The following is a 19,231-nucleotide window of genomic DNA, read 5'->3' as shown; positions in this document are numbered from 1 at the left end:
CAAAAAACGGCGTTGCTGTCTGTTGATCTATGGCAGGCGGGCTGTCGTATACTTTATGCCGCATTGAATGTCTTTGCTGGCAACGGGCTGCTTTTATCTACTATCGGCTTCCAGATTCAATGACAGACATTTATGGCTGTCCTGTTAGCCTATGTTTTAACTTTTTGTTTTTTTTAAAGCAATAAGCGTTCTCAGCGCGCTTATTGACTCAGGGTTAGCGTTTTATCGCGTAACCCCACCTTCTTCATAGCAACGACAGGCGTGTGTTTAGTGTTGTCATGTAGTTTTGCTTTGTCATCAGACAACGGCAGGGATTCGCTCATGTCAACGCTTTCACCCGGCGTCACTTTTACCGCGCAAGCAGGTGAAAGTGACGCCGCGCACTGACGTCTTTCTCGACTTTACTCATGGCCGTTTGCGCTGCGTGTCAACATTCTGACACCACCGTTTTCGCGCCTCATTGTGTTTAAAAGCATTCTGGATCGATACCGAGGCAGGCGATTTGCCTGGGGGTATGACTGTGTGAACAGCGGTTGCACTGTGTGCATCACCGAACCCCCGATACCTCAACAAAACCCAAGCCCTCCGGCGCACAGGTATCGTTCAGGCAGAGCACCGACTCTGCATAGCAGCCATGCGCCGAAGGGCTGAAGTCGAGATAAGAGCATGACAAAACTCAGTCGTGAAATGAAAACATGGGCGAAACAGGCGGGTGGCAGCCATAAAACGGTTCATGATCGCCTCCGTATTGTTGAGCGTTTGTGCCGTCATCTGCTGACACTCAACATTCAGGTGCGCAGCGTACAGCACGTTAAAGCCCGGCATATCGAAAGCTATGTGGCGGCCCGCCGCTCTCAGGGCATGGCTTTGCGCACGTTGCATAACGAGATGTCCGCCTTGCGCAGCGTACTGCGTCTGGCAGGCCGGGGAAAACTGGTGGATGACCCCCGCCTGAGCAATCAGGCGCTGGGGCTGGGTGGTGCCAGCCGGGCAGGCACTAAATATGCCATCCCGGATGCGCTCTATCAGTCCGTGCTGGAGTCCGCCCGCCGGGAAGATGCCGGTCTGGCCTGTGCGCTCCAGCTTGCCCGGTTGCTGGGGTTGCGTTCGCAGGAAGCGGTGCAGTGTTGCGCCTCGCTCAAGCGCTGGGAGCAGCAACTGACCCGGCAGGCTGACCGGCTCACTGTCGTGTTTGGCACCAAAGGCGGGCGACCGCGTGAAACCCGCGTACTGGACAGCGCAGCGGTGCTTGCCGCTGTGCGTGAGGCACTTGTCATCGCCGACAACCGCAACGGCAAACTCATCGATAAACCGGATTTGAAAACCGCCATGAATTTCTGGCGTGCCCGGACTACCCGCCTTGGCCTGACCGGCCCGCACTCCCCCCACAGCCTGCGCTATGCATGGGCGCAGGATGCCATGCGTTTCTACCTTGCCGACGGGTTTAGCCGTCAGGAGGCACGGGCGCTGGTGTCGATGGATTTGGGTCATGGCGATGGCCGTGGCCGTTATGTTGAACGTGTCTACACCCGTCAGGAGGAGGCGTAATGATGTCCAATCTCACTTTGTTGCGTTTGCCCGATGTGATGAAAAAAACCAGCCTCAAAAAATCCTGGATCTATTACCTGATCGATCGTGGCGAGTTTCCCCAGCCGGTGAAGCTGGGCGCACGTTCTGTCGCCTGGGTGGAGAGTGAAATTAACGACTGGATTGCCGAGCGTATCCGTCAGCGGGCGGAGGGGCGCAAATGAGTCATTCAGCTTTTCTTCTGGCGGGCAAATTGGGCTATACTGCGCGGGCTACGGCAAAATCCGTAGCCGGAATTGGCGTTCCGAACAATAGTCTGGTGCCTGAATACGCACATTGTGCGTATTTTTTTGCAGGCAAGCGTCGAGCTGTACCTTCAATGGTGGCTCGTGCGGGGCTTCCGCAAGGAAGGCCGGTAGCCAGACTGTCCGGTAACGCCAACCTCGCACGGGCTACCACCCACGAGATTGGCGTCTCTGGTGGTAGCTATCACAATTGCTACAGTCTGGAGGCTGCCTTATGGCTACGACCCTTAGCTATTCCTGCCTGCAATCTTTCACCTCTCTTGTGGAGGTGCGCTATGTATAACCCCACACCGCTGTTACTGGAAGAGATCGCCGATCACTGCCGGGTGCTGGCCTACGCCATCATTGAGCTGGAAAACCCCGTTGCCAAAGAGCTGCTGATGTTCATCTTATGGGAGCGGCTTAACCTGCTGAATGACACGCTGGATGCGGAGGTGCCGGACAATGAGTAAGTTTGTCTCGGAAAGTGTTGCGCAATCCCGCCACCGCTGGCCATCGATTCTGGCGGCATTAGATATCTACTTTCCTGCCGGGGGCCAGCACGGCCCTTGCCCTGTCTGCGGTGGAAAAGATCGCTTCCGCTTTGATGACAAGCGTGGACGTGGCACATGGTTCTGCAATCATTGCGGCCACGGTGATGGTCTGGATCTGGTCGCCCGCGTCAGGCGGTGTGACATCGCGGAAGCGGCCAGAGTGGTGACGGCACTGGCGTCATCAGCCAGTGAAACACCGCCCGCCAGAGAAAAGGCGGTTGATCCCCGCCCGCTGGCAGAGCGCATCAAGGCGCTGATGGCAGCCACAAGCACCGGGGAAAGCCCATATCTGAAAGCCAGAGGGCTGATGACACCGGCTATGCTGCTGACTGCCACACAGGCGATGACCATCGGGCGTGTCCGGTTTGGCGAAGGATCGCTACTGCTGCCGATGTTCCGCGCCTCCGGTGAACTGGCAGGGGCGCAACTGATCACGCCCGGCGGTGAAAAGCGATTGTATCCTGGCACACAGTTGAAAGGGGCGTTTATTCCGGTCAACCACGGCCCGGAGCCGTCTAAGCTGATTATTACCGAAGGGTATGCCACGGCACTCACCCTGCAACAGTGCTCGTCATGCCATGTGGTGGCGGCAGTATCGGCCAATAACCTGCTGAACGTGGCGCAGGCATTCAGGGCGCGTTATCCCCATTGCTGCCTGATTCTGGCCGGGGACAACGATATTCACCCGGATTGTGCGGCCAACACCGGCAAACTGATGGCGGAGAAAGCGGCGCTGGCCGTTGACGGCTGGGTATCCCTGCCGCCGACCGATACCGCCTGTGACTGGGATGATTTTCGCCAGCGGCACGGCATGGAAGCCACCAAAGCCGCATTCCGGCGTCAGCTTACCCAGCCTGCCGTTATCAGCCCGGCCCCATTGCCTGACGCCGGGCCATTTCCTGTCACGGCATTTTCCTCTGCCTTGCCACTGCGTAAAGGCTCGGAAGGGTTTGATACCCGGCAGGATTATCTGATCAAGGGCTACCTGCCGAGCGGCGCGGTTGCCAGTGCTTACGGTGCCAGCGGGTCGTATAAATCCTTTCTGGCTGTTTCCTGGGCGTGCCATATCGCCACCGGAAAGCCGTGGGCCAACCGACCAGTCACGCAGGGTGCGGTGATTTATGTGGTGGGCGAAGGCGGGATCGGCGTGCCGCGCCGCATTCGGGCGTGGGAGGAAACGCTGAATGACCGTAGCCCGATTGATGCGCTCTACCGCGTTGACTGCCCGGTATTCCCGGCCAGTCCCGACAGCGTGGAGCAGGTGATCAAGGCCGCCCATGACGTACAGGCTGCCTCCGGGATGGCGGTACGGCTGATCATTCTGGATACACTGGCCCGCTGCTTTGGCGGTTCGGATGAAAATGCCGCTAAAGACATGGGGGCGTTTATTCAGGGTTGCGACTACATCAAGGCGGCCACGCAGGCCACGGTACTGATTATTCATCACTCCGGTAAAGATCCGGACAAAGGCGCTCGCGGCTCCAGCGCCTTCCGGGCTGCGCTGGACGTGGAGTTTAATGTGCGCCGCGAGGCCGATGGGCAGGCGCTGATCCTGACCTGCACCAAGATGAAGGACGCCGAAGAGCCGCCACGCCGTGCCTACGACCTGACGGCGGTAAATCTGTACGTGGACGATGATGGCGACCAGATCACCTCGCTGGTGCTGAACGATGAAGGCCGTGAAGTCAGAGAGGATGAGGCTGCCAGCGATCCCGACTTAGCCGGTATCCCACGGCTGACGGAAAATCATTTTGCGCTGTGGCAGGCTATTCGCTCACGCACAGCTAACGGTGAAGGATGCACCCGCTCATTAGTACGGGATGATATGCGGGCAATGGGCTTTGATGTAAACAAGAAGTTTAGCCGCTGGCTGGACAAGCTGGAAAAGGATGGCCTGATCGCCTTTGATGGGGAAAGTATCACGCCGCTATCGCAACGGAATAAGGTGGGGGATTAAACGGGGGAAAGTGGGGGCGAACGGATAATGAGTCCCTCTATCCGGCATTTTCCCCCACTTCCCAAGCATATATAGGCGCAAAGTGGGGGAATGATTTAACTCACTAATAAATAATTACTTTTAATCTAGCCATGAAAATCAGGTGGGGGAAACCGTGATCCCTGAGTAAGTGGGGGAAAGGTGGGGGATGTTTATGATCGCTTTCCCTAGTCACTCAACGTTCTATGGCTACCCCTGCCTGAAAGGTGAATTGCTTCAAGACGTTCTTCAATATCCTATTTACGGTGCAATTCTTGTAACCGACCACACTGTTGTCGCATACCGTCAAAAACACATTCCGCAAGCTCTGGTGAGAATGACTCAGGCAGCAACGAAGATACACGTTCAATAACCTCAGGTGTCCTGAAGATAATATCATCCATCATGGCTTCAACCTGTCGTCTACCCAGACCAGTTAATTCACCATGATTGACCCAATGCCGCCGTTGAATTCTGTACAGATGGTAATAATTACTACTACCCCGAACAGCCATTGCCAGCTTGCACTTCTGCCAGGAAATCTGGTTATTACGCGGACCAATGACCGGCCATGCCGATAAAACATCATAAAGAGGCGTAAGGTGATAGCGACCTTGTGGCTCAATAGCGATACTGAAATTTTTGGCATGCCCATCAGTAGCCGCTATCAGCCAGAAAATAATTTGCGCCCTGAAAAACTGCGCTTTGTCCTGCTCTGCCTGCTCTGAATGACTCAGTATGGTCATAATATCGGAAATCCCCGGCCCACCATCAGACTGGTATTTTCGTAGCGGGGAAACACCCAGAGCCTGACACATATCCTCTTGTGGCAAGCGAATGATCCATTGCTGATCGCTTGACCATCTTCTGTCAAAACGCTCAACAACCAATACTTTCTGATCTTCAAACTGCGCAATCTGTGTTTTTGCAACAGGAATTCCATATTCCTTAAGGATCAAAGAACACAGCCATTCATTTTCAACCGACGTACTCATATCCGCTTGCATATTACCCACTAGCCCGAGTGGTAACTTGAAAATATGCGTCGTAGGGGTACTCCCTTCTGGCAAACACCATTGCCTTTCATGCCAGAGTAAAGCCGTTTTTTCCTGCGCACCGGCAATCGATAAACGTAAATCGTCAGTATCATCCTGCCGACCTGGCAACAATGCCGCTGTTGTATTACGCAATATAGCGGCAATCTCTGCGTCACAAAGCGGGCGATACTTTACGGAAAAGAGATCTGTAGGCTCCTCATTACCATTCAGCAACTGTATCGCACCAACACAGTCTCTCCCCAGCTCAGCCAACAGATCAAAAGGCTCAAGGCTATCAGCGTGGTAACGCGTCGCTAAACGCCTGCGTATACCTTCGCTGTCAGGCAATAAATTATCAAAATAGTCGCGTACCACATTGCCCCGCCAAATCTGATTACCGGGGGTGAAAAGCAAAGAAAGCGATAAAGGTCTTCCTTGTTCATCAGCGATCCATTCGGGAAGATATTGCAACCTATCTTCGCCTCGGCTCTTTTCCCAGAATCCCACTTGAATTCCATTCATCCATATTGCTAAACGCTGTTGTGTTCGAGGCATAGTGTCACCATTTTTCCCGTCTGGCGGGTGAGTCTATTGGCTTTTCTGGCTCTTCCATTGTTGAGGACGACATCGAGAAATGTACTCTTGGTCCAGAAGACAGCACCACCTCAACCCCCAGAACGGTGAGCACTTTAAACAAGCGCTCAATACTGGCACTTCCGGGGTTTGCTTCCAAACGGGCATAGGTTTGTTGTGTTACACCTAACCTTTCAGACACGTCTTTTTGCGTCAGTCCTTTAGCTTTGCGAAAGCCAATCAGCAATGGGCGCAACTGATTCAAGGTTTTCAACGGATAGACTGTATTCATAAGGCACTTACCCTTATTTTAGATATTTATACATACTATAGGCTGTTTTTACATAATACACCCTATAAGCTGTAAAAACAAAATACATCAAATAGGCTGTAAAATAACAAAACAGCTTATATGCTGTAAAAAGGTAAACTTATAATGGTGGAAAACGATCTAGTGGAAATAATACTTGGGTATGATGATCCTCAAGAAAAATCATCCACATAAGAAAAATGAGCACCAGCCCCCCACAAAAAGGGGCTGGTGCGGAACTTAATACATACACCTTCGATGCAGGATACGCCCGGCATCAACATCGCCAACTCTCTAACGAATCAGATATTTCTAAACTCATACGGCACAACATGCTCTTCCCGGTTGGCATCCAGATAATCCGCCCACCATTGCAGCATCAGCTTGCGCTCTTCAAGATGTTCCGCTTTGTGGATATAAGCAGCACGGACGCCATTGCGCTCCTGATGGCTCATTTGCCGCTCTACGGCATCCCGCGACCACTGACCAGACTCAACTAACGCGCTACAGGCCATAGTACGGAAGCCGTGTCCGCATACTTCGGTGGTGGTGTCATAGCCCATTGTTCGCAATGCACTGTTGATGGTGTTTTCACTCATCGGTTTGGTTGGCCGGTGGTCGCCGGGGAAGACCAGTTCGTGAGCGCCGCTGATAGCCTTAATCTCTTCCAGCAGCGCTAAAGCCTGTCGGGATAACGGCACCAGATGTTCAGAGCGCATCTTTGCACCACGCTGTGAGTGTTTCACTCCGGGGATGGCTTCACGTTCGGGCGGTATCGTCCACATCGCGCGTTTAAAGTCGATTTCCGGCCAACGGGCAAAGCGTAGCTCACTGGAACGGATAAAAACGCACAGGGTGAGTTTTAAAGCCAATCGGGTTAACGCTCGCCCTTTGTAGCGTTCAATCCGTGCCAGAAAGTCAGGCAGTTTATCGAGCTTCAGGGCTGGCCGATGCGTAGCCTTTGGCGCGGCTATCGCCCCGGAGAGATCTTGCGCCGGGTTGCGCTCTATCAGGTCATTTTGTACCGCGTAACGCATGATATCGGTAATGCGCTGGCGTAACCGCGACGCCAAATCAAGATGGCCGTTTTGCTCCACGGCTTTAAGCGGTTCAAGCAGATCTTTGGTTTTCAGGTCAGCGATGTGGCGCTGGCCGATGGCAGGCAGAATATTACGTTCCATGTCACGCCATACCCGTCCGGCGTGCGTTTGTGACCATCGGTTTTGGCTGATGTTTCGGTGCCAGTCCTTTGCCACCTTTTCAAAGGTGTTCAGCGCATCCTGTGCCTGTTCTTTCTCTTCTTCCCGCTTTTCCGTTGGGTGGATGCCTTCTGACAGCAGTAATCGCACCTCGTCGCGTTTCTCTCTGGCCTTCGCCAGCGAGATCAGCGGGTAGGCACCGAAAGCAATCCGGCTTTCCTTACCGTCAAAACGGTACTTGAGATACCAGCGCTTAGAACCGTTAGGGCTCACCAGAAGGTACAGGCCATGTGCATCCGCAAGCTTGTAGGCTTTCTCGCGAGGCTTAGCGGTACGGGCAACAACGTCAGTCAGGGCCATAATTGGGGGTCAACTCATAATCGAAGCGAATTGACCCTTATCTTGACCCCCAAATAATCTGGATGTCAACGGATGCAGAAAGACCACTGTGGAAAAAACGCACAATCCACCCAGACAATAAAATCAAATTAAATCTTTATTTAACAATGATATATTGAAGTTAGTGGACGATAGCGGACACAAAAAAAGCCACCTAAAGGTGGCTTGATTTTTGAATTTTGGTGCCGAAGGCCGGACTCGAACCGGCACGTATTTCTACGGTTGATTTTGAATCAACTGCGTCTACCGATTTCGCCACTTCGGCACGAAGTAGTACTTTGCGGAAAACGTGGTGGATTATACCGTTGTGCGGGCTCGGTGCAACCCTAATCCGTCGTCTGGCGTTGCAAGCGCTGAAAAAATCGCCGTTAGGGTGTTTTTAGCACAGTAATGTGTTGCCGTGGCAGCAGTTTTACAGCGTCGGACATGTGATACAGATAAAAAAACGGGCGCGCTGATAAGCCCGCCCGTTTCGTGAAAAGAGAGATCAGCGCCGTTTTAGCAGCAGCATAACGCTAATGAACAGGAACAACGCGCTCGGCAACAACGCCCCCAGCACCGGCGGAATGTGATACACCAGACTGAGTGGGCCGAAGATCTGGTCCAGCACGTAAAACAGAAAGCCGAAGCTGATACCGATGACGATTCGCATACCCGCCGGTACGCTTCGCAGCGGGCCGAAGATGAACGACAATGCCATCAGCATCATTACCGCCACAGACAGTGGCGCAAACAGTTTGCTCCACATGTTGAGCTGGTAACGGTTCGCTTCCTGCCCGCTCTGGCGCAGGTACTTAATGTAGTCGTACAAGCCACGGATAGAGAGCGCGTCAGGATCGAGCGCCACCACGCCGAGCTTGTCCGGCGTCAGGTTGGTTTTCCATTCGCCGCTCACCGTCTGGCTGCCGCCAATCTGTTTACTGTCGTTCAGGTCGGATTCTTCAACCTGAGACAGTTTCCAACTGCCGTTTTCATATACAGCCGAGGCAGCATAGCGCACTGACAACAGTTTGCTGTGCTTATCAAAATGATAGAGGTTGACGCCCTGTAGCTCATTGTCTCCCGCAACGCGCTGGATATAGACAAAGTCGTTGCCGTCTTTAGCCCACAAGCCGCTTTGGGTCGACAGCATCGAACCGCCGTACATCATCTGTGAACGGTAGTTACGCGCCATCTGCTCACCTGCCGGAGCAACCCATTCACCGATAGCCATCGTCAGCAGCACCAGCGGAATGGCGGTTTTCATGACGGAGCCCGCAATTTGCAACCGGGTAAAGCCGGAAGCCTGCATCACCACCAGTTCACTGCGGGTAGCCAGTGCGCCCAGCCCCAACAGCGCGCCCAGCAGCGCCGCCATCGGGAAGAAGATCTCGATGTCTTTCGGCACGCTCAGCAACGTATAGAGCCCGGCGCCCATTACCGAGTAGCCGCCTTGCCCCACTTTGCGCAGCTGATCGACAAATTTGATGATGCCGGAGAGGGACACCAGCATGAACAGCGTCATCATGATGGTGTTGAAAATGGTTTTACCGATATAGCGGTCCAGTACGCGAAACATATCAGGCCGCTCCTTCTACGTTCTGGCGATGGCCCGATTTCAGGCTGGCGCGGATTTTACGCAGCGGTACGCTATCCCACAGGTTCAGCAGGACGGCCAGCGACAGATAGACCAGATTGGTCAGCCACATCCATACCATCGGGTCGAGCTTGCCCTTGCCCGCGTTAGAACGCAGCGAACTCTGCAACAGGAAAAACACCAGATACAGCAGCATGGCTGGCAGCATACTCAGCACACGCCCCTGACGGGGGTTCACCACACTCAGTGGCACCACCATCACCGCCATCATCAGCACGGAGAAAATCAACGTCAGTCGCCAGTGGAACTCAGCGCGGGCGGTAATGTCGGATGAACGCCACAGCGTTTTGAAGCTCATCTGCTCAACGTTAGTGGGGTCAACCGCCACTTGTTGATAGCCGACAATCGCCTGATAGTTGATAAAATCGGTGATACGGAAATCACGCAGCATCGCCGTGCCTTCATAACGGGTGCCTTTGCTGAGCGTTACCACCTGGGAACCGTCGCCACGTGCCGCTACCGTACCTTTATCCGCCACAACCACCGACGGGCGAGTGTTCTCACGCGGGTGCAGTTGCGCCAGAAAAACCCGTTCGAAATCGCCGCCGTTGACCTTGCCGACAAACAGCACCGAGTTGCCGTCTTGCGTCTGCTGGAACTGGCCTTCCGCCAGCGACGCCATGCCGGGGTTGGCACGCGCTTCTGCCAGCACCTCGTCCTGATGGCGTGACGACCAGGGGCTTAACCACAGCACGTTGGCGGTAGCCAGCGACGCCGTCAGCAATGCCAGCACCAGTGCTGCTTTCAGCAACACGTTTTTACTGAGCCCGCAGGCATGCATCACGGTGATTTCACTTTCAGCGTAAAGCCGACCGAAGGTCATCAGCAGCCCGAGGAAAAGACTCAGAGGCAAAATCAGTTGCGCCATCTGCGGCACACCGAGCCCCAGCAGGGATAAAACCAGATTGGTCGGGATGTCGCCGTCCACGGCAGCGCCCAGTATCCGCACCAGTTTCTGACAGAAAAAAATCAGTAACAGGATGAACAGAATGGCCACCTGGCTCTTGAAGGTTTCCCGTACCAGATATCGAATGATGATCACGCTTAATTACGCCTGTGAAAACTTGTATTTTTGCAGGAAAGTCGATAGTTTTTTCGCTAACTCGCCATTTACACTCATTTGTGGCAACCTTCGTAGCTAAAGCGTTATTAAAACATCCCTGTTTGTGGGATGTTTATCAGAACCTGCTGAGTATCCTCGCACAGATTCGCTACGTCGTTTAGATTAACACAGGTTATGTTAACGCAACGGCGGGAAAATATTACGGAATGTCACATTCTAGCCGTAGATCCCACCGTTGTCTTTAAAGATTCAGGAGAGTTCATGGAGTTCAGCGTAAAAAGCGGTAGCCCGGAAAAACAACGCAGTGCCTGCATTGTCGTCGGCGTGTTTGAACCGCGTCGGCTGTCCCCTATCGCAGAACAACTCGATAAAATCAGCGATGGTTACATCAGCGCGTTACTTCGCCGTGGCGAACTGGAAGGTAAGGTGGGGCAATCTCTGCTGTTGCACCATGTCCCCAATATCCTTTCCGAGCGTATTTTGCTGATTGGCTGCGGTAAAGAGCGCGAGCTCGATGAGCGCCAGTACAAGCAGGTTATCCAGAAAACCATCAACGCCCTCAATGAAACCGGCTCGATGGAAGCGGTCTGCTTTTTGACCGAACTGCATGTAAAAGGCCGCAATACCTATTGGAAAGTGCGTCAGGCGGTCGAAACAGCCAAAGAAACGCTGTATACCTTTGATCAATTAAAGACCAACAAGGTCGAGCTGCGTCGCCCCTTACGCAAGATGGTGTTCAATGTGCCGACCCGCCGTGAACTGACCTCCGGCGAGCGTGCCATTCAGCATGGTCTGGCGATTGCGTCCGGCATCAAGGCAGCCAAAGATCTGGGCAACATGCCGCCGAATATCTGCAACGCCGCCTACCTGGCCTCGCAGGCGCGCCAGTTGGCCGACGGTTATAGCCAGGTTACTACCCGCGTCATCGGCGAACAGCAGATGAAAGAGTTGGGGATGAACGCCTATCTGGCTGTCGGTCAAGGTTCACAAAACGAATCGCTGATGTCGGTTATCGAATACAAAGGCGCGCCGGACAGCAACAGCAAACCTATCGTGTTGGTCGGCAAGGGCCTGACGTTTGATGCAGGTGGTATCTCCATCAAACCCGCCGACAGCATGGACGAAATGAAGTACGACATGTGCGGCGCCGCATCGGTGTATGGCGTCATGCGTGTAGCGGCGGAACTGGCATTGCCGCTCAACATCATCGGCGTGCTGGCCGGTTGCGAAAACATGGTGGATGGCCGCTCCTATCGGCCCGGCGACATTCTGACCACCATGTCCGGCCAAACCGTGGAAGTGCTGAATACCGATGCCGAAGGCCGTCTGGTGCTGTGCGATACCCTCACCTACGTCGAGCGCTTCGAGCCGGATGTGGTGATTGACGTCGCCACCCTGACCGGTGCCTGCGTTATCGCGCTGGGGCATCACCTGACCGGGTTGATGTCGAACCACAATCCGCTGGCTCACGAACTGCTGGGTGCCTCGGAACAAGCGGGTGACCGCGCCTGGCGTCTGCCGCTGGGCGATGAATATCAGGAACAGCTGGACTCCAACTTCGCTGATATGGCGAACATCGGTGGTCGTCCGGGCGGGGCCATTACCGCGGCGTGCTTCCTGTCGCGCTTTACCCGCAAGTACAGTTGGGCGCATCTGGATATCGCTGGTACCGCCTGGCGTTCCGGCAAGGCGAAAGGCGCGACCGGCCGCCCGGTGGCGTTGCTGTCGCAGTTCCTGTTAAACCGCGCCGGGTTGAATGACGCCGAGTAATCATCGGCAATCGCCGCCGCCCGCCGGTGGCGTATTCATCCCCTTCCGGCCTGATCCCCGCGCTTGCGGGGATTTGTTATTCTGTCTGTAACCCTCATCGGTATGCGGAGCACCATGAAAAACGCGACCTTCTATCTCATTGAGAGCGACCGCTCCAGCGGTGAGCTGAACGCCTGTGAAGTGCTGGCCTGTGAGCTGGCCGCCGCGCGCTGGCGCGCGGGTCAGCGCGTACTGATCGCCTGTGAAGACGAGCAACAGGCACTCAGGCTGGACGAAGCGTTGTGGCAGCGTGAACCCCACGCGTTCGTGCCGCACAATCTGGCGGGTGAAGGGCCGCGGCAAGGCTCACCGGTAGAGCTGGCCTGGCCGCAAAAACGCGGCAACGCACCACGCGACCTGTTGATTAGCCTAATGCCGCAGTTCGCAGATTTTGCCACCGCTTTCCATGAAGTGATAGACTTCGTCCCTTACGACGAATCTCTGAAACAGTTGGCGCGCGACCGCTACAAAGCCTATCGCAGCGTCGGCTTCCAATTGACCACGGCGACGCCGCCAACTCACTGACTTTTTGAGCATAATGGAAAAGACATACAACCCGCACGATATCGAGCAGCCGCTGTACGAGCACTGGGAACAACAGGGTTACTTCAAACCCAACGGCGACACCAGCAAAGAAAGTTTCAGCATCATGATCCCGCCGCCCAACGTGACCGGCAGCCTGCACATGGGCCATGCTTTCCAGCAAACCATTATGGATACGATGATCCGCTACCAGCGCATGCAGGGTAAAAACACCCTGTGGCAGGCAGGTACCGACCATGCCGGTATCGCCACCCAGATGGTCGTGGAACGTAAAATCGCCGCTGAAGAAGGCAAAACCCGCCATGATTACGGCCGCGATGCCTTCATCGATAAAATCTGGCAGTGGAAGGCGGAATCCGGCGGCACCATTACTCGTCAGATGCGTCGCCTGGGCAACTCAGTAGACTGGGAGCGCGAGCGTTTCACCATGGACGATGGCTTGTCCAACGCGGTGAAAGAAGTGTTTGTGCGCTTGTATCAGGAAGACCTGATCTACCGTGGCAAACGTCTGGTGAACTGGGACCCGAAACTGCGCACCGCCATCTCCGATTTGGAAGTGGAAAACCGCGACGTCAAAGGCTCGATGTGGCACCTGCGCTACCCGCTGGCAGACGGCGCGAAAACCGCCGACGGTAAAGACTATCTGGTGGTCGCTACCACCCGTCCGGAAACCGTGCTGGGTGATACCGGTGTGGCGGTCAACCCGGAAGATCCGCGCTATAAAGATCTGATCGGCAAGTTTTTGATCCTGCCGCTGGTTGGTCGCCGTATCCCGATCGTCGGTGACGAACACGCCGATATGGAAAAAGGCACCGGCTGCGTGAAGATCACCCCGGCGCACGACTTCAACGACTATGAAGTCGGTAAACGCCATCAGTTGCCGATGATCAATATCCTGACGTTCGACGGCGATATCCGCCAGGAAGCGGAAGTCTTCAACACCAACGGCGAATCCAGCACCGTCTACAGCAATGACATTCCCGACGCGTTCCGCGGGCTGGAGCGTTTTGCTGCCCGTAAAGCGGTGGTCGCGGCGTTTGACGAACTGGGCCTGCTGGAAGAAATTAAAGCGCACGACCTGACCGTTCCTTATGGCGACCGTGGCGGCGTGGTGATCGAGCCGATGCTGACCGACCAGTGGTACGTCCGTGCCGCGGTGCTGGCCAAACCGGCGGTGGAAGCGGTGGAAGACGGCCGTATCCAGTTCGTGCCGAAGCAATACGAAAACATGTACTTCAGTTGGATGCGCGACATTCAGGACTGGTGTATCTCCCGTCAGCTGTGGTGGGGTCATCGCATCCCGGCGTGGTACGACGATAACGGCAAGGTCTACGTCGGCCGTGATGAAGAAGAAGTGCGCCGCGAGAATAATCTGGCGGCAGATGTGGCGTTGCGCCAGGACGACGACGTGCTGGATACCTGGTTCTCCTCCGCCCTGTGGACCTTCTCCACGCTCGGCTGGCCGGAGCAAACCCCGGAACTGAAAGCCTTCCACCCCAGCAGCGTGATGGTCAGCGGCTTTGACATCATTTTCTTCTGGATCGCCCGCATGATCATGATGACCATGCACTTCATCAAAGATGAAGACGGCAAGCCACAGGTACCGTTCCATACCGTCTACATGACCGGCCTTATCCGCGATGAGGAAGGCCAGAAAATGTCCAAATCCAAGGGCAACGTGATCGACCCGCTGGATATGGTGGACGGTATTTCGCTGGAAGCGCTGTTGGAAAAACGCACCGGCAACATGATGCAGCCGCAGCTGGCGGAAAAAATCCGCAAGCGTACCGAAAAACAGTTCCCGAACGGCATCGAACCGCACGGCACCGATGCCCTGCGCTTTACGCTGGCGGCACTGGCTTCCACCGGCCGCGACATCAACTGGGACATGAAACGTCTGGAAGGGTACCGCAACTTCTGTAATAAGCTGTGGAACGCCAGCCGTTTCGTGCTGATGAATACCGAAGAGCAGGATTGCGGTTTTAACGGTGGCGACAAAGTGCTGTCACTGGCAGACCGTTGGATTCTGGCGGAATTCAACCGCACGGTGAAAGCCTACCGCGAAGCGCTGGACAGCTACCGTTTCGACCTGGCAGCCAACGTGCTCTACGAGTTCACCTGGAACCAGTTCTGTGACTGGTATCTGGAGCTGACCAAGCCAGTGATGAACGGCGGCAGCGACGCTGAACTGCGCGGCACACGTCATACGCTGGTCACGGTACTGGAAGCGCTGTTGCGTCTGGCTCACCCGATCATCCCGTTCATTACCGAAACCATCTGGCAACGGGTGAAAGTACTGAAAGGCGTGAGCGCCGATACGATTATGCTGCAGCCGTTCCCGGCCTTTGACGCCGCGCTGGAAGACGAGCAGGCGTTTAACGATCTGGAGTGGATCAAGCAGGCGATCATCGCGGTGCGTAACATCCGTGCCGAAATGAACATCGCGCCCAGCAAGCCGCTGGCACTGCTGCTGCGCGAAGCGTCCGCCGATGCCACCCGCCGTGTGCAGGACAACCTCGGCTTTATTCAGACGCTGGCGCGTCTGGAGAGCATCACGCTGTTACCGGCTGGCGATAAAGGCCCGGTCTCCGTCACCAAGCTGGTAGAGGGCGCTGAGCTGCTGATCCCGATGGCAGGCCTTATCGACAAAGTAGCCGAACTAGACAGGCTGGCCAAAGAAGTGGCGAAACTCGAGGTGGAAATCGGCCGCATCGACAGCAAGCTGTCCAACGAAGGCTTTGTCGCGCGCGCACCAGAAGCCGTGGTTGCCAAAGAGCGTGAAAAACGCGACGGTTACGCCGCCGCTAAAGCCAAACTGCTGGAGCAGCAGGCGACTATCGCCGCACTGTAATCAAGGCTCAGGCTAACACCGGCAAACACGATATTAGCCTGATTGATAACGGTTTGATGAAAAGAAAAAAGCCCTGCGTATTACCGCGGGGCTTTTTATTTGATGTGCGGTTATTTGATGCAACGCTGACCGCTATCCGGTGCGGCTTACCGTGAACCAACCAGCGCAACGCGCGGCTGTGTTCCGAGGTTGTCGCCCAGTCGGTGTTGAGGCTCGTTATCCAGCCGGAAACTGGCTATCGACTGTTGCAGGTGCGTCACCTGTGCCTGTAGCGAGCTTGCCGCCGTCGCCACCTCAGCCACTAGGGTGGCGTTCTGCTGGGTCACGCCGTCCATCTGAGTGATCGCGATATTGATCTGCGAAATTCCCCGGCTCTGTTCGCCGGAAGACAGCATGATCTCACCCATGATATCCACCACTTTGCGGACATCCGACAGGATCTCATCCATAGTCTTACCGGCCATTTCCACCAGCCCGGCACCTTTTTCAATGCGGCTTAGCGAGTTATCGATCATAGAACCGATCTCTTTCGCCGCTGTGGCGCTACGTTGCGCCAGCGTACGCACTTCAGATGCTACCACCGCAAAGCCTTTACCCTGCTCCCCTGCCCGTGCCGCTTCCACCGCGGCGTTCAGCGCCAGCAGGTTGGTCTGAAAGGCGATTCCATCAATCACACCAACGATATCGGAAATACGGGCCGAGCTCTGCTGGATAGAACGCATGGTATCAACCACTTCCGTCACCACATTGCCACCGCGAGAAGCGGAATCCGACGCTTTCTGCGCCAAATCGTTGGCTTTGCGCGTGTTGTCTTCATTGTTGCTGACAGTGGACAGAATCTGCTCCATGCTGGACGCCGTTTCATCCAGCGATGCCGCCTGCTGCTCAGTACGGCTGGAGAGATCAATGTTGCCGGAAGCAATCTCTTCAACGCCGACGCTGATGGCGTCGGTGCCGTTACGTACCGCCCGCACCATGTTTTCCAGCCCGTCGCGCATATGCTGTACCGCACCGAACAACTGAGCAATTTCGTTATTGCCGCGAATCTCAATGTTGGCGCGCAGGTCACCTTGCGCAATACGACCAAACACGCTAATCGCCTGATTGAGCGGTTTCACCACCAGGTTGGTCAGAATCGACCAGGCCAGCGCCGCCAGCACCAACGCACAGACAATCACCACCGACAAAATGACCTGCATGCGGCTAACACGTTCGTTAGAATCGCTGTAAGCCTCGTCAATGCTCTGACGTTTGTACTGCACCAGCTTTTTCGACGCGTTGTCAAAGTCGGCGTACAGCGTGGTAGATTTCCCGGCACGCTGCCGGTAATCATCCAGGTTTCCGGCTTCCAGCGCGGTAAACGCCGGGTTGATGAACTCATTCATCAGGGTGTCGCGTTTGCTAGCCATGTCGGAAGAAATGACTTTTTCCGGTTCAGACTGCGGGTAAGTCAGGTACTCCTGCCACTTTTTACCGGCATCATCAATTTTTCCTCTGGCACGTTTAAGCGCCACGGAGGCCGCCTCTTTATCCCCTTTCCCCATCAGGGATTCGTACAGCCGTAAATCCAGGCGGGCGCGCAATAGCAATTCCGAGCTTTCATTCAACGCCACCAGCCCCGGCAGCACCACCGTATCCACATGTGCGAACGATTTATTCCCCGACTGAACGGCAACCAGCCCCAGCACGCCGACAATTAACGACAGTACTGCCAAAGAAAACACCATAATACTGAGTGTTGTGCGGATCTTGATCTTACGAAACATAATTGTCCCTGCTGTTTGGTCAATGAAAAACCATGAGCTTCAACTCACACGTAACCCCGTCATACTTCAAGTTGCAGGTGTGTTGGCTGCGTTCCCTCACCCGAATCACTTACCTGTGTAAGCTCATCGGGATTCACTCACTTGCCGCGTTACAAGACTCATTATGAGTCTTGCCCTGAGGGCCAACGCTTTGCGTTGTTCAAAACGCAAAGCGTTTTGTCCTACAACTCGAATTATTTAGGGTATAAACCGCAACAAAAATGAAAAGGAAATATCATGAAAGGAAGGGCCGACATGATTATGTTTAGGCGTCGGCCCGGTACGGTTAATTTCTGTTATTGCTTATGGGCGGGTACCGCAGCCAAAAATTCACCCAACTTATTTTTATAAAACTTCGCCGACATCATGGTGGCATGACCGCTGGTTTCCTGACTTGCCGGAATCAAAAACAATTCGGCATGCTTCACTTTCTTAAGCTCACTTTCCAATATTCCTGTTTCAACCGGATTACGCTCATCATCGGCAGAGTTAATCACCAGCAATGGCGCTTTGATGCGGCCCAATTCCGGTGAGGCGTTGTAATCCGCTGAGGAATTCCAGATGTAAATAAAGTCGTTAGCATCGGCAGTAACCGGTGCAGCCAGACGCTCATCGACCAGCTTGTCCGCCAGTGCACGCGTCGGAGCTTTGCTCTGATAGCCTAACGTACCGCCCGTAGTGGCGATGCTGAACATGATGTTGGCTGTCTGCAATGACGGTGGCTGCGTGGTGTAGTCACCGTTTTTCCAGGCCGGATCGCGCTTGATGGTTTCAATTAACATCCGGCGCAGCATCCAGTTACGGCCAGATAATTCATTCGGCTGTGAGGCCATTGGCACCAGCGCATCCATCATATCCGGGTATTTTTCACCCCACATCCAGGTTTGCATCCCGCCCATGGAATAGCCCATCACCAGACGTAGATGGGTAATACCAAGCCCTTCGGTCAACAGCCGATATTGCGCCAGTACCATATCGTCGTAGTCGTATTGTGGGAATTTTGTGCGCAGGCCGTCAGACGGTTTGGCGGATTTTCCCGAACCAATGCTTTCAGGAATAATGATGAAATACTTGCTGGCATCCAGCGGTTGGCCGGGGCCGAATAACTCACCGCCAAAACCCGCCGCCAATAAGGCGCTCACCGGCTGATTCGTCCCGTGCAGCAATAAAACTGCCGGCTTCTTACTGTCACCCAAGGTGTAATAATGGATACGGAGATGATTGATGGTTTCTCCGGTATGGAATCGGAATTCAGGTGCGACCCAATTCCCTTCTTGTGGCTGTAATGTTTGTGCGGTCGCAAAAGAGGAAAAAACGAGCAACAACATCAGAGCAGCCAGCCGAGACAACAAGCGGTTAACCATAAAGCAACGCTTCCGTAATCATAGACGAGGGGCTTCGATGTTAATATTTCCCGTAAAATATCCCAATAACGCTTGTTGACTAATGATTAAAAAAATAATTATATGCCGACGATTTTAGTTATATCGGCACATAATTTAGCCTTAAAGAATAATCACAAAATAATCCGTGTCACCGTTCTGCTCAGACACGCCATGCGTTGCATCATGGGTAGTATAAAGAGCGCCTGGCGTTCCCTACTGGTTGTCGATATTGTCGTCTGCGGACAAAGAAGTACAGAAATCAGGCGTCAAAACAACGCCGC

Annotated in this window: 15 protein-coding genes, 1 tRNA gene and 1 pseudogene; 8 read left to right on the top strand and 9 right to left on the bottom strand. The window is 54.5% G+C overall.

Translation table 11 applies throughout. From position 1 onward, the window contains the following. Window positions 1-200: 200 nt before the first annotated feature. Window positions 201-323: a hypothetical protein gene (locus DZE2538_RS21345; protein WP_269077912.1), complete on the bottom strand. Its 123-nt coding sequence runs from the start codon at window positions 321-323 to the stop codon at window positions 201-203. Window positions 324-666: 343 nt separating this feature from the next. Here DZE2538_RS21345 and DZE2538_RS02095 point away from each other — a divergent pair, with 343 nt between their 5' ends. From DZE2538_RS02095 to DZE2538_RS21160, 5 genes and pseudogenes are all read left to right on the top strand, one after another. Then, window positions 667-1,548 carry an integrase domain-containing protein gene (locus DZE2538_RS02095; protein ID WP_038915464.1) on the top strand — a complete coding sequence of 294 codons (882 nt, stop codon included), beginning with the start codon at window positions 667-669 and terminating at the stop codon, window positions 1,546-1,548. Window positions 1,549-1,550: 2 nt separating this feature from the next. Continuing rightward, window positions 1,551-1,751 carry a helix-turn-helix transcriptional regulator gene (locus DZE2538_RS02090; RefSeq protein ID WP_026357784.1) on the top strand — a complete coding sequence of 67 codons (201 nt, stop codon included), beginning with the start codon at window positions 1,551-1,553 and terminating at the stop codon, window positions 1,749-1,751. Next, window positions 1,748-2,284 (top strand): ash family protein, encoded by a 537-nt coding sequence (locus tag DZE2538_RS21400; RefSeq protein WP_071603548.1) that lies wholly within the window; start codon window positions 1,748-1,750, stop codon window positions 2,282-2,284. Before DZE2538_RS02090 ends, DZE2538_RS21400 begins: the two co-directional genes overlap by 4 nt. Next, a pseudogene (locus DZE2538_RS21165) lies at window positions 2,247-3,167 on the top strand (primase-helicase zinc-binding domain-containing protein); the annotation flags it as partial. The gene DZE2538_RS21400 and the pseudogene DZE2538_RS21165, both read left to right, overlap by 38 nt. Before the next feature lie 75 nt (window positions 3,168-3,242). Further along, entirely contained in the window at window positions 3,243-4,322 is a 1,080-nt protein-coding gene (locus tag DZE2538_RS21160) for a helicase RepA family protein (RefSeq protein WP_236617013.1), read from the top strand. Between the two features lie 275 nt (window positions 4,323-4,597). Here DZE2538_RS21160 and DZE2538_RS02080 read toward each other — a convergent pair whose 3' ends face one another. The 6 genes from DZE2538_RS02080 to lptF all read right to left on the bottom strand — a co-directional run bounded on the left by DZE2538_RS02080 (window position 4,598) and on the right by lptF (window position 10,536). Next, entirely contained in the window at window positions 4,598-5,932 is a 1,335-nt protein-coding gene (locus DZE2538_RS02080; RefSeq protein WP_038915462.1) for a type II toxin-antitoxin system HipA family toxin, read from the bottom strand. Between the two features lie 4 nt (window positions 5,933-5,936). Continuing rightward, window positions 5,937-6,242, bottom strand: coding sequence for a helix-turn-helix transcriptional regulator (locus DZE2538_RS20085; RefSeq protein ID WP_015848020.1), 306 nt, complete (start codon window positions 6,240-6,242; stop codon window positions 5,937-5,939). A 320-nt stretch (window positions 6,243-6,562) separates the two neighbouring features. Further along, window positions 6,563-7,819: a tyrosine-type recombinase/integrase gene (locus DZE2538_RS02075; protein WP_038915461.1), complete on the bottom strand. Its 1,257-nt coding sequence runs from the start codon at window positions 7,817-7,819 to the stop codon at window positions 6,563-6,565. Window positions 7,820-8,038: 219 nt separating this feature from the next. Further along, a tRNA-Leu gene (locus tag DZE2538_RS02070) sits at window positions 8,039-8,123 on the bottom strand. 222 nt (window positions 8,124-8,345) lie between these two features. Further along, window positions 8,346-9,416, bottom strand: a complete 1,071-nt coding sequence (gene lptG / locus DZE2538_RS02065) for an LPS export ABC transporter permease LptG (protein WP_023638776.1) — start codon at window positions 9,414-9,416, stop codon at window positions 8,346-8,348. A 1-nt stretch (window position 9,417) separates the two neighbouring features. After that, window positions 9,418-10,536 carry an LPS export ABC transporter permease LptF gene (gene lptF, locus DZE2538_RS02060; RefSeq protein ID WP_023638775.1) on the bottom strand — a complete coding sequence of 373 codons (1,119 nt, stop codon included), beginning with the start codon at window positions 10,534-10,536 and terminating at the stop codon, window positions 9,418-9,420. Between the two features lie 282 nt (window positions 10,537-10,818). Between lptF and pepA the strand changes: the two genes are divergently transcribed. The 3 genes from pepA (at window position 10,819) to DZE2538_RS02045 (ending at window position 15,760) form a co-directional block, all read left to right on the top strand. Next, window positions 10,819-12,327, top strand: a complete 1,509-nt coding sequence (gene pepA, locus DZE2538_RS02055; RefSeq protein ID WP_016943014.1) for a leucyl aminopeptidase — start codon at window positions 10,819-10,821, stop codon at window positions 12,325-12,327. A gap of 114 nt (window positions 12,328-12,441) precedes the next feature. After that, window positions 12,442-12,891 (top strand): DNA polymerase III subunit chi, encoded by a 450-nt coding sequence (locus DZE2538_RS02050; protein WP_012883138.1) that lies wholly within the window; start codon window positions 12,442-12,444, stop codon window positions 12,889-12,891. 13 nt (window positions 12,892-12,904) lie between these two features. Beyond that, window positions 12,905-15,760, top strand: a complete 2,856-nt coding sequence (locus DZE2538_RS02045) for a valine--tRNA ligase (RefSeq protein ID WP_038915460.1) — start codon at window positions 12,905-12,907, stop codon at window positions 15,758-15,760. A gap of 146 nt (window positions 15,761-15,906) precedes the next feature. Here the strand turns inward: DZE2538_RS02045 and DZE2538_RS02040 are convergent, their stop codons facing one another. Continuing rightward, window positions 15,907-17,526 carry a methyl-accepting chemotaxis protein gene (locus DZE2538_RS02040; RefSeq protein ID WP_038915458.1) on the bottom strand — a complete coding sequence of 540 codons (1,620 nt, stop codon included), beginning with the start codon at window positions 17,524-17,526 and terminating at the stop codon, window positions 15,907-15,909. 335 nt (window positions 17,527-17,861) lie between these two features. Further along, window positions 17,862-18,929 (bottom strand): alpha/beta fold hydrolase, encoded by a 1,068-nt coding sequence (locus DZE2538_RS02035; protein WP_019843634.1) that lies wholly within the window; start codon window positions 18,927-18,929, stop codon window positions 17,862-17,864. Between the last annotated feature and the right edge of the window lie 302 nt (window positions 18,930-19,231).

It is taken from the genome of Dickeya zeae NCPPB 2538, assembly GCF_000406165.1.
GTDB lineage: Bacteria > Pseudomonadota > Gammaproteobacteria > Enterobacterales > Enterobacteriaceae > Dickeya > Dickeya zeae.
Note: the sequence above shows the minus strand (reverse complement) of the source record. Positions and strands in the feature narration are given on the sequence as shown.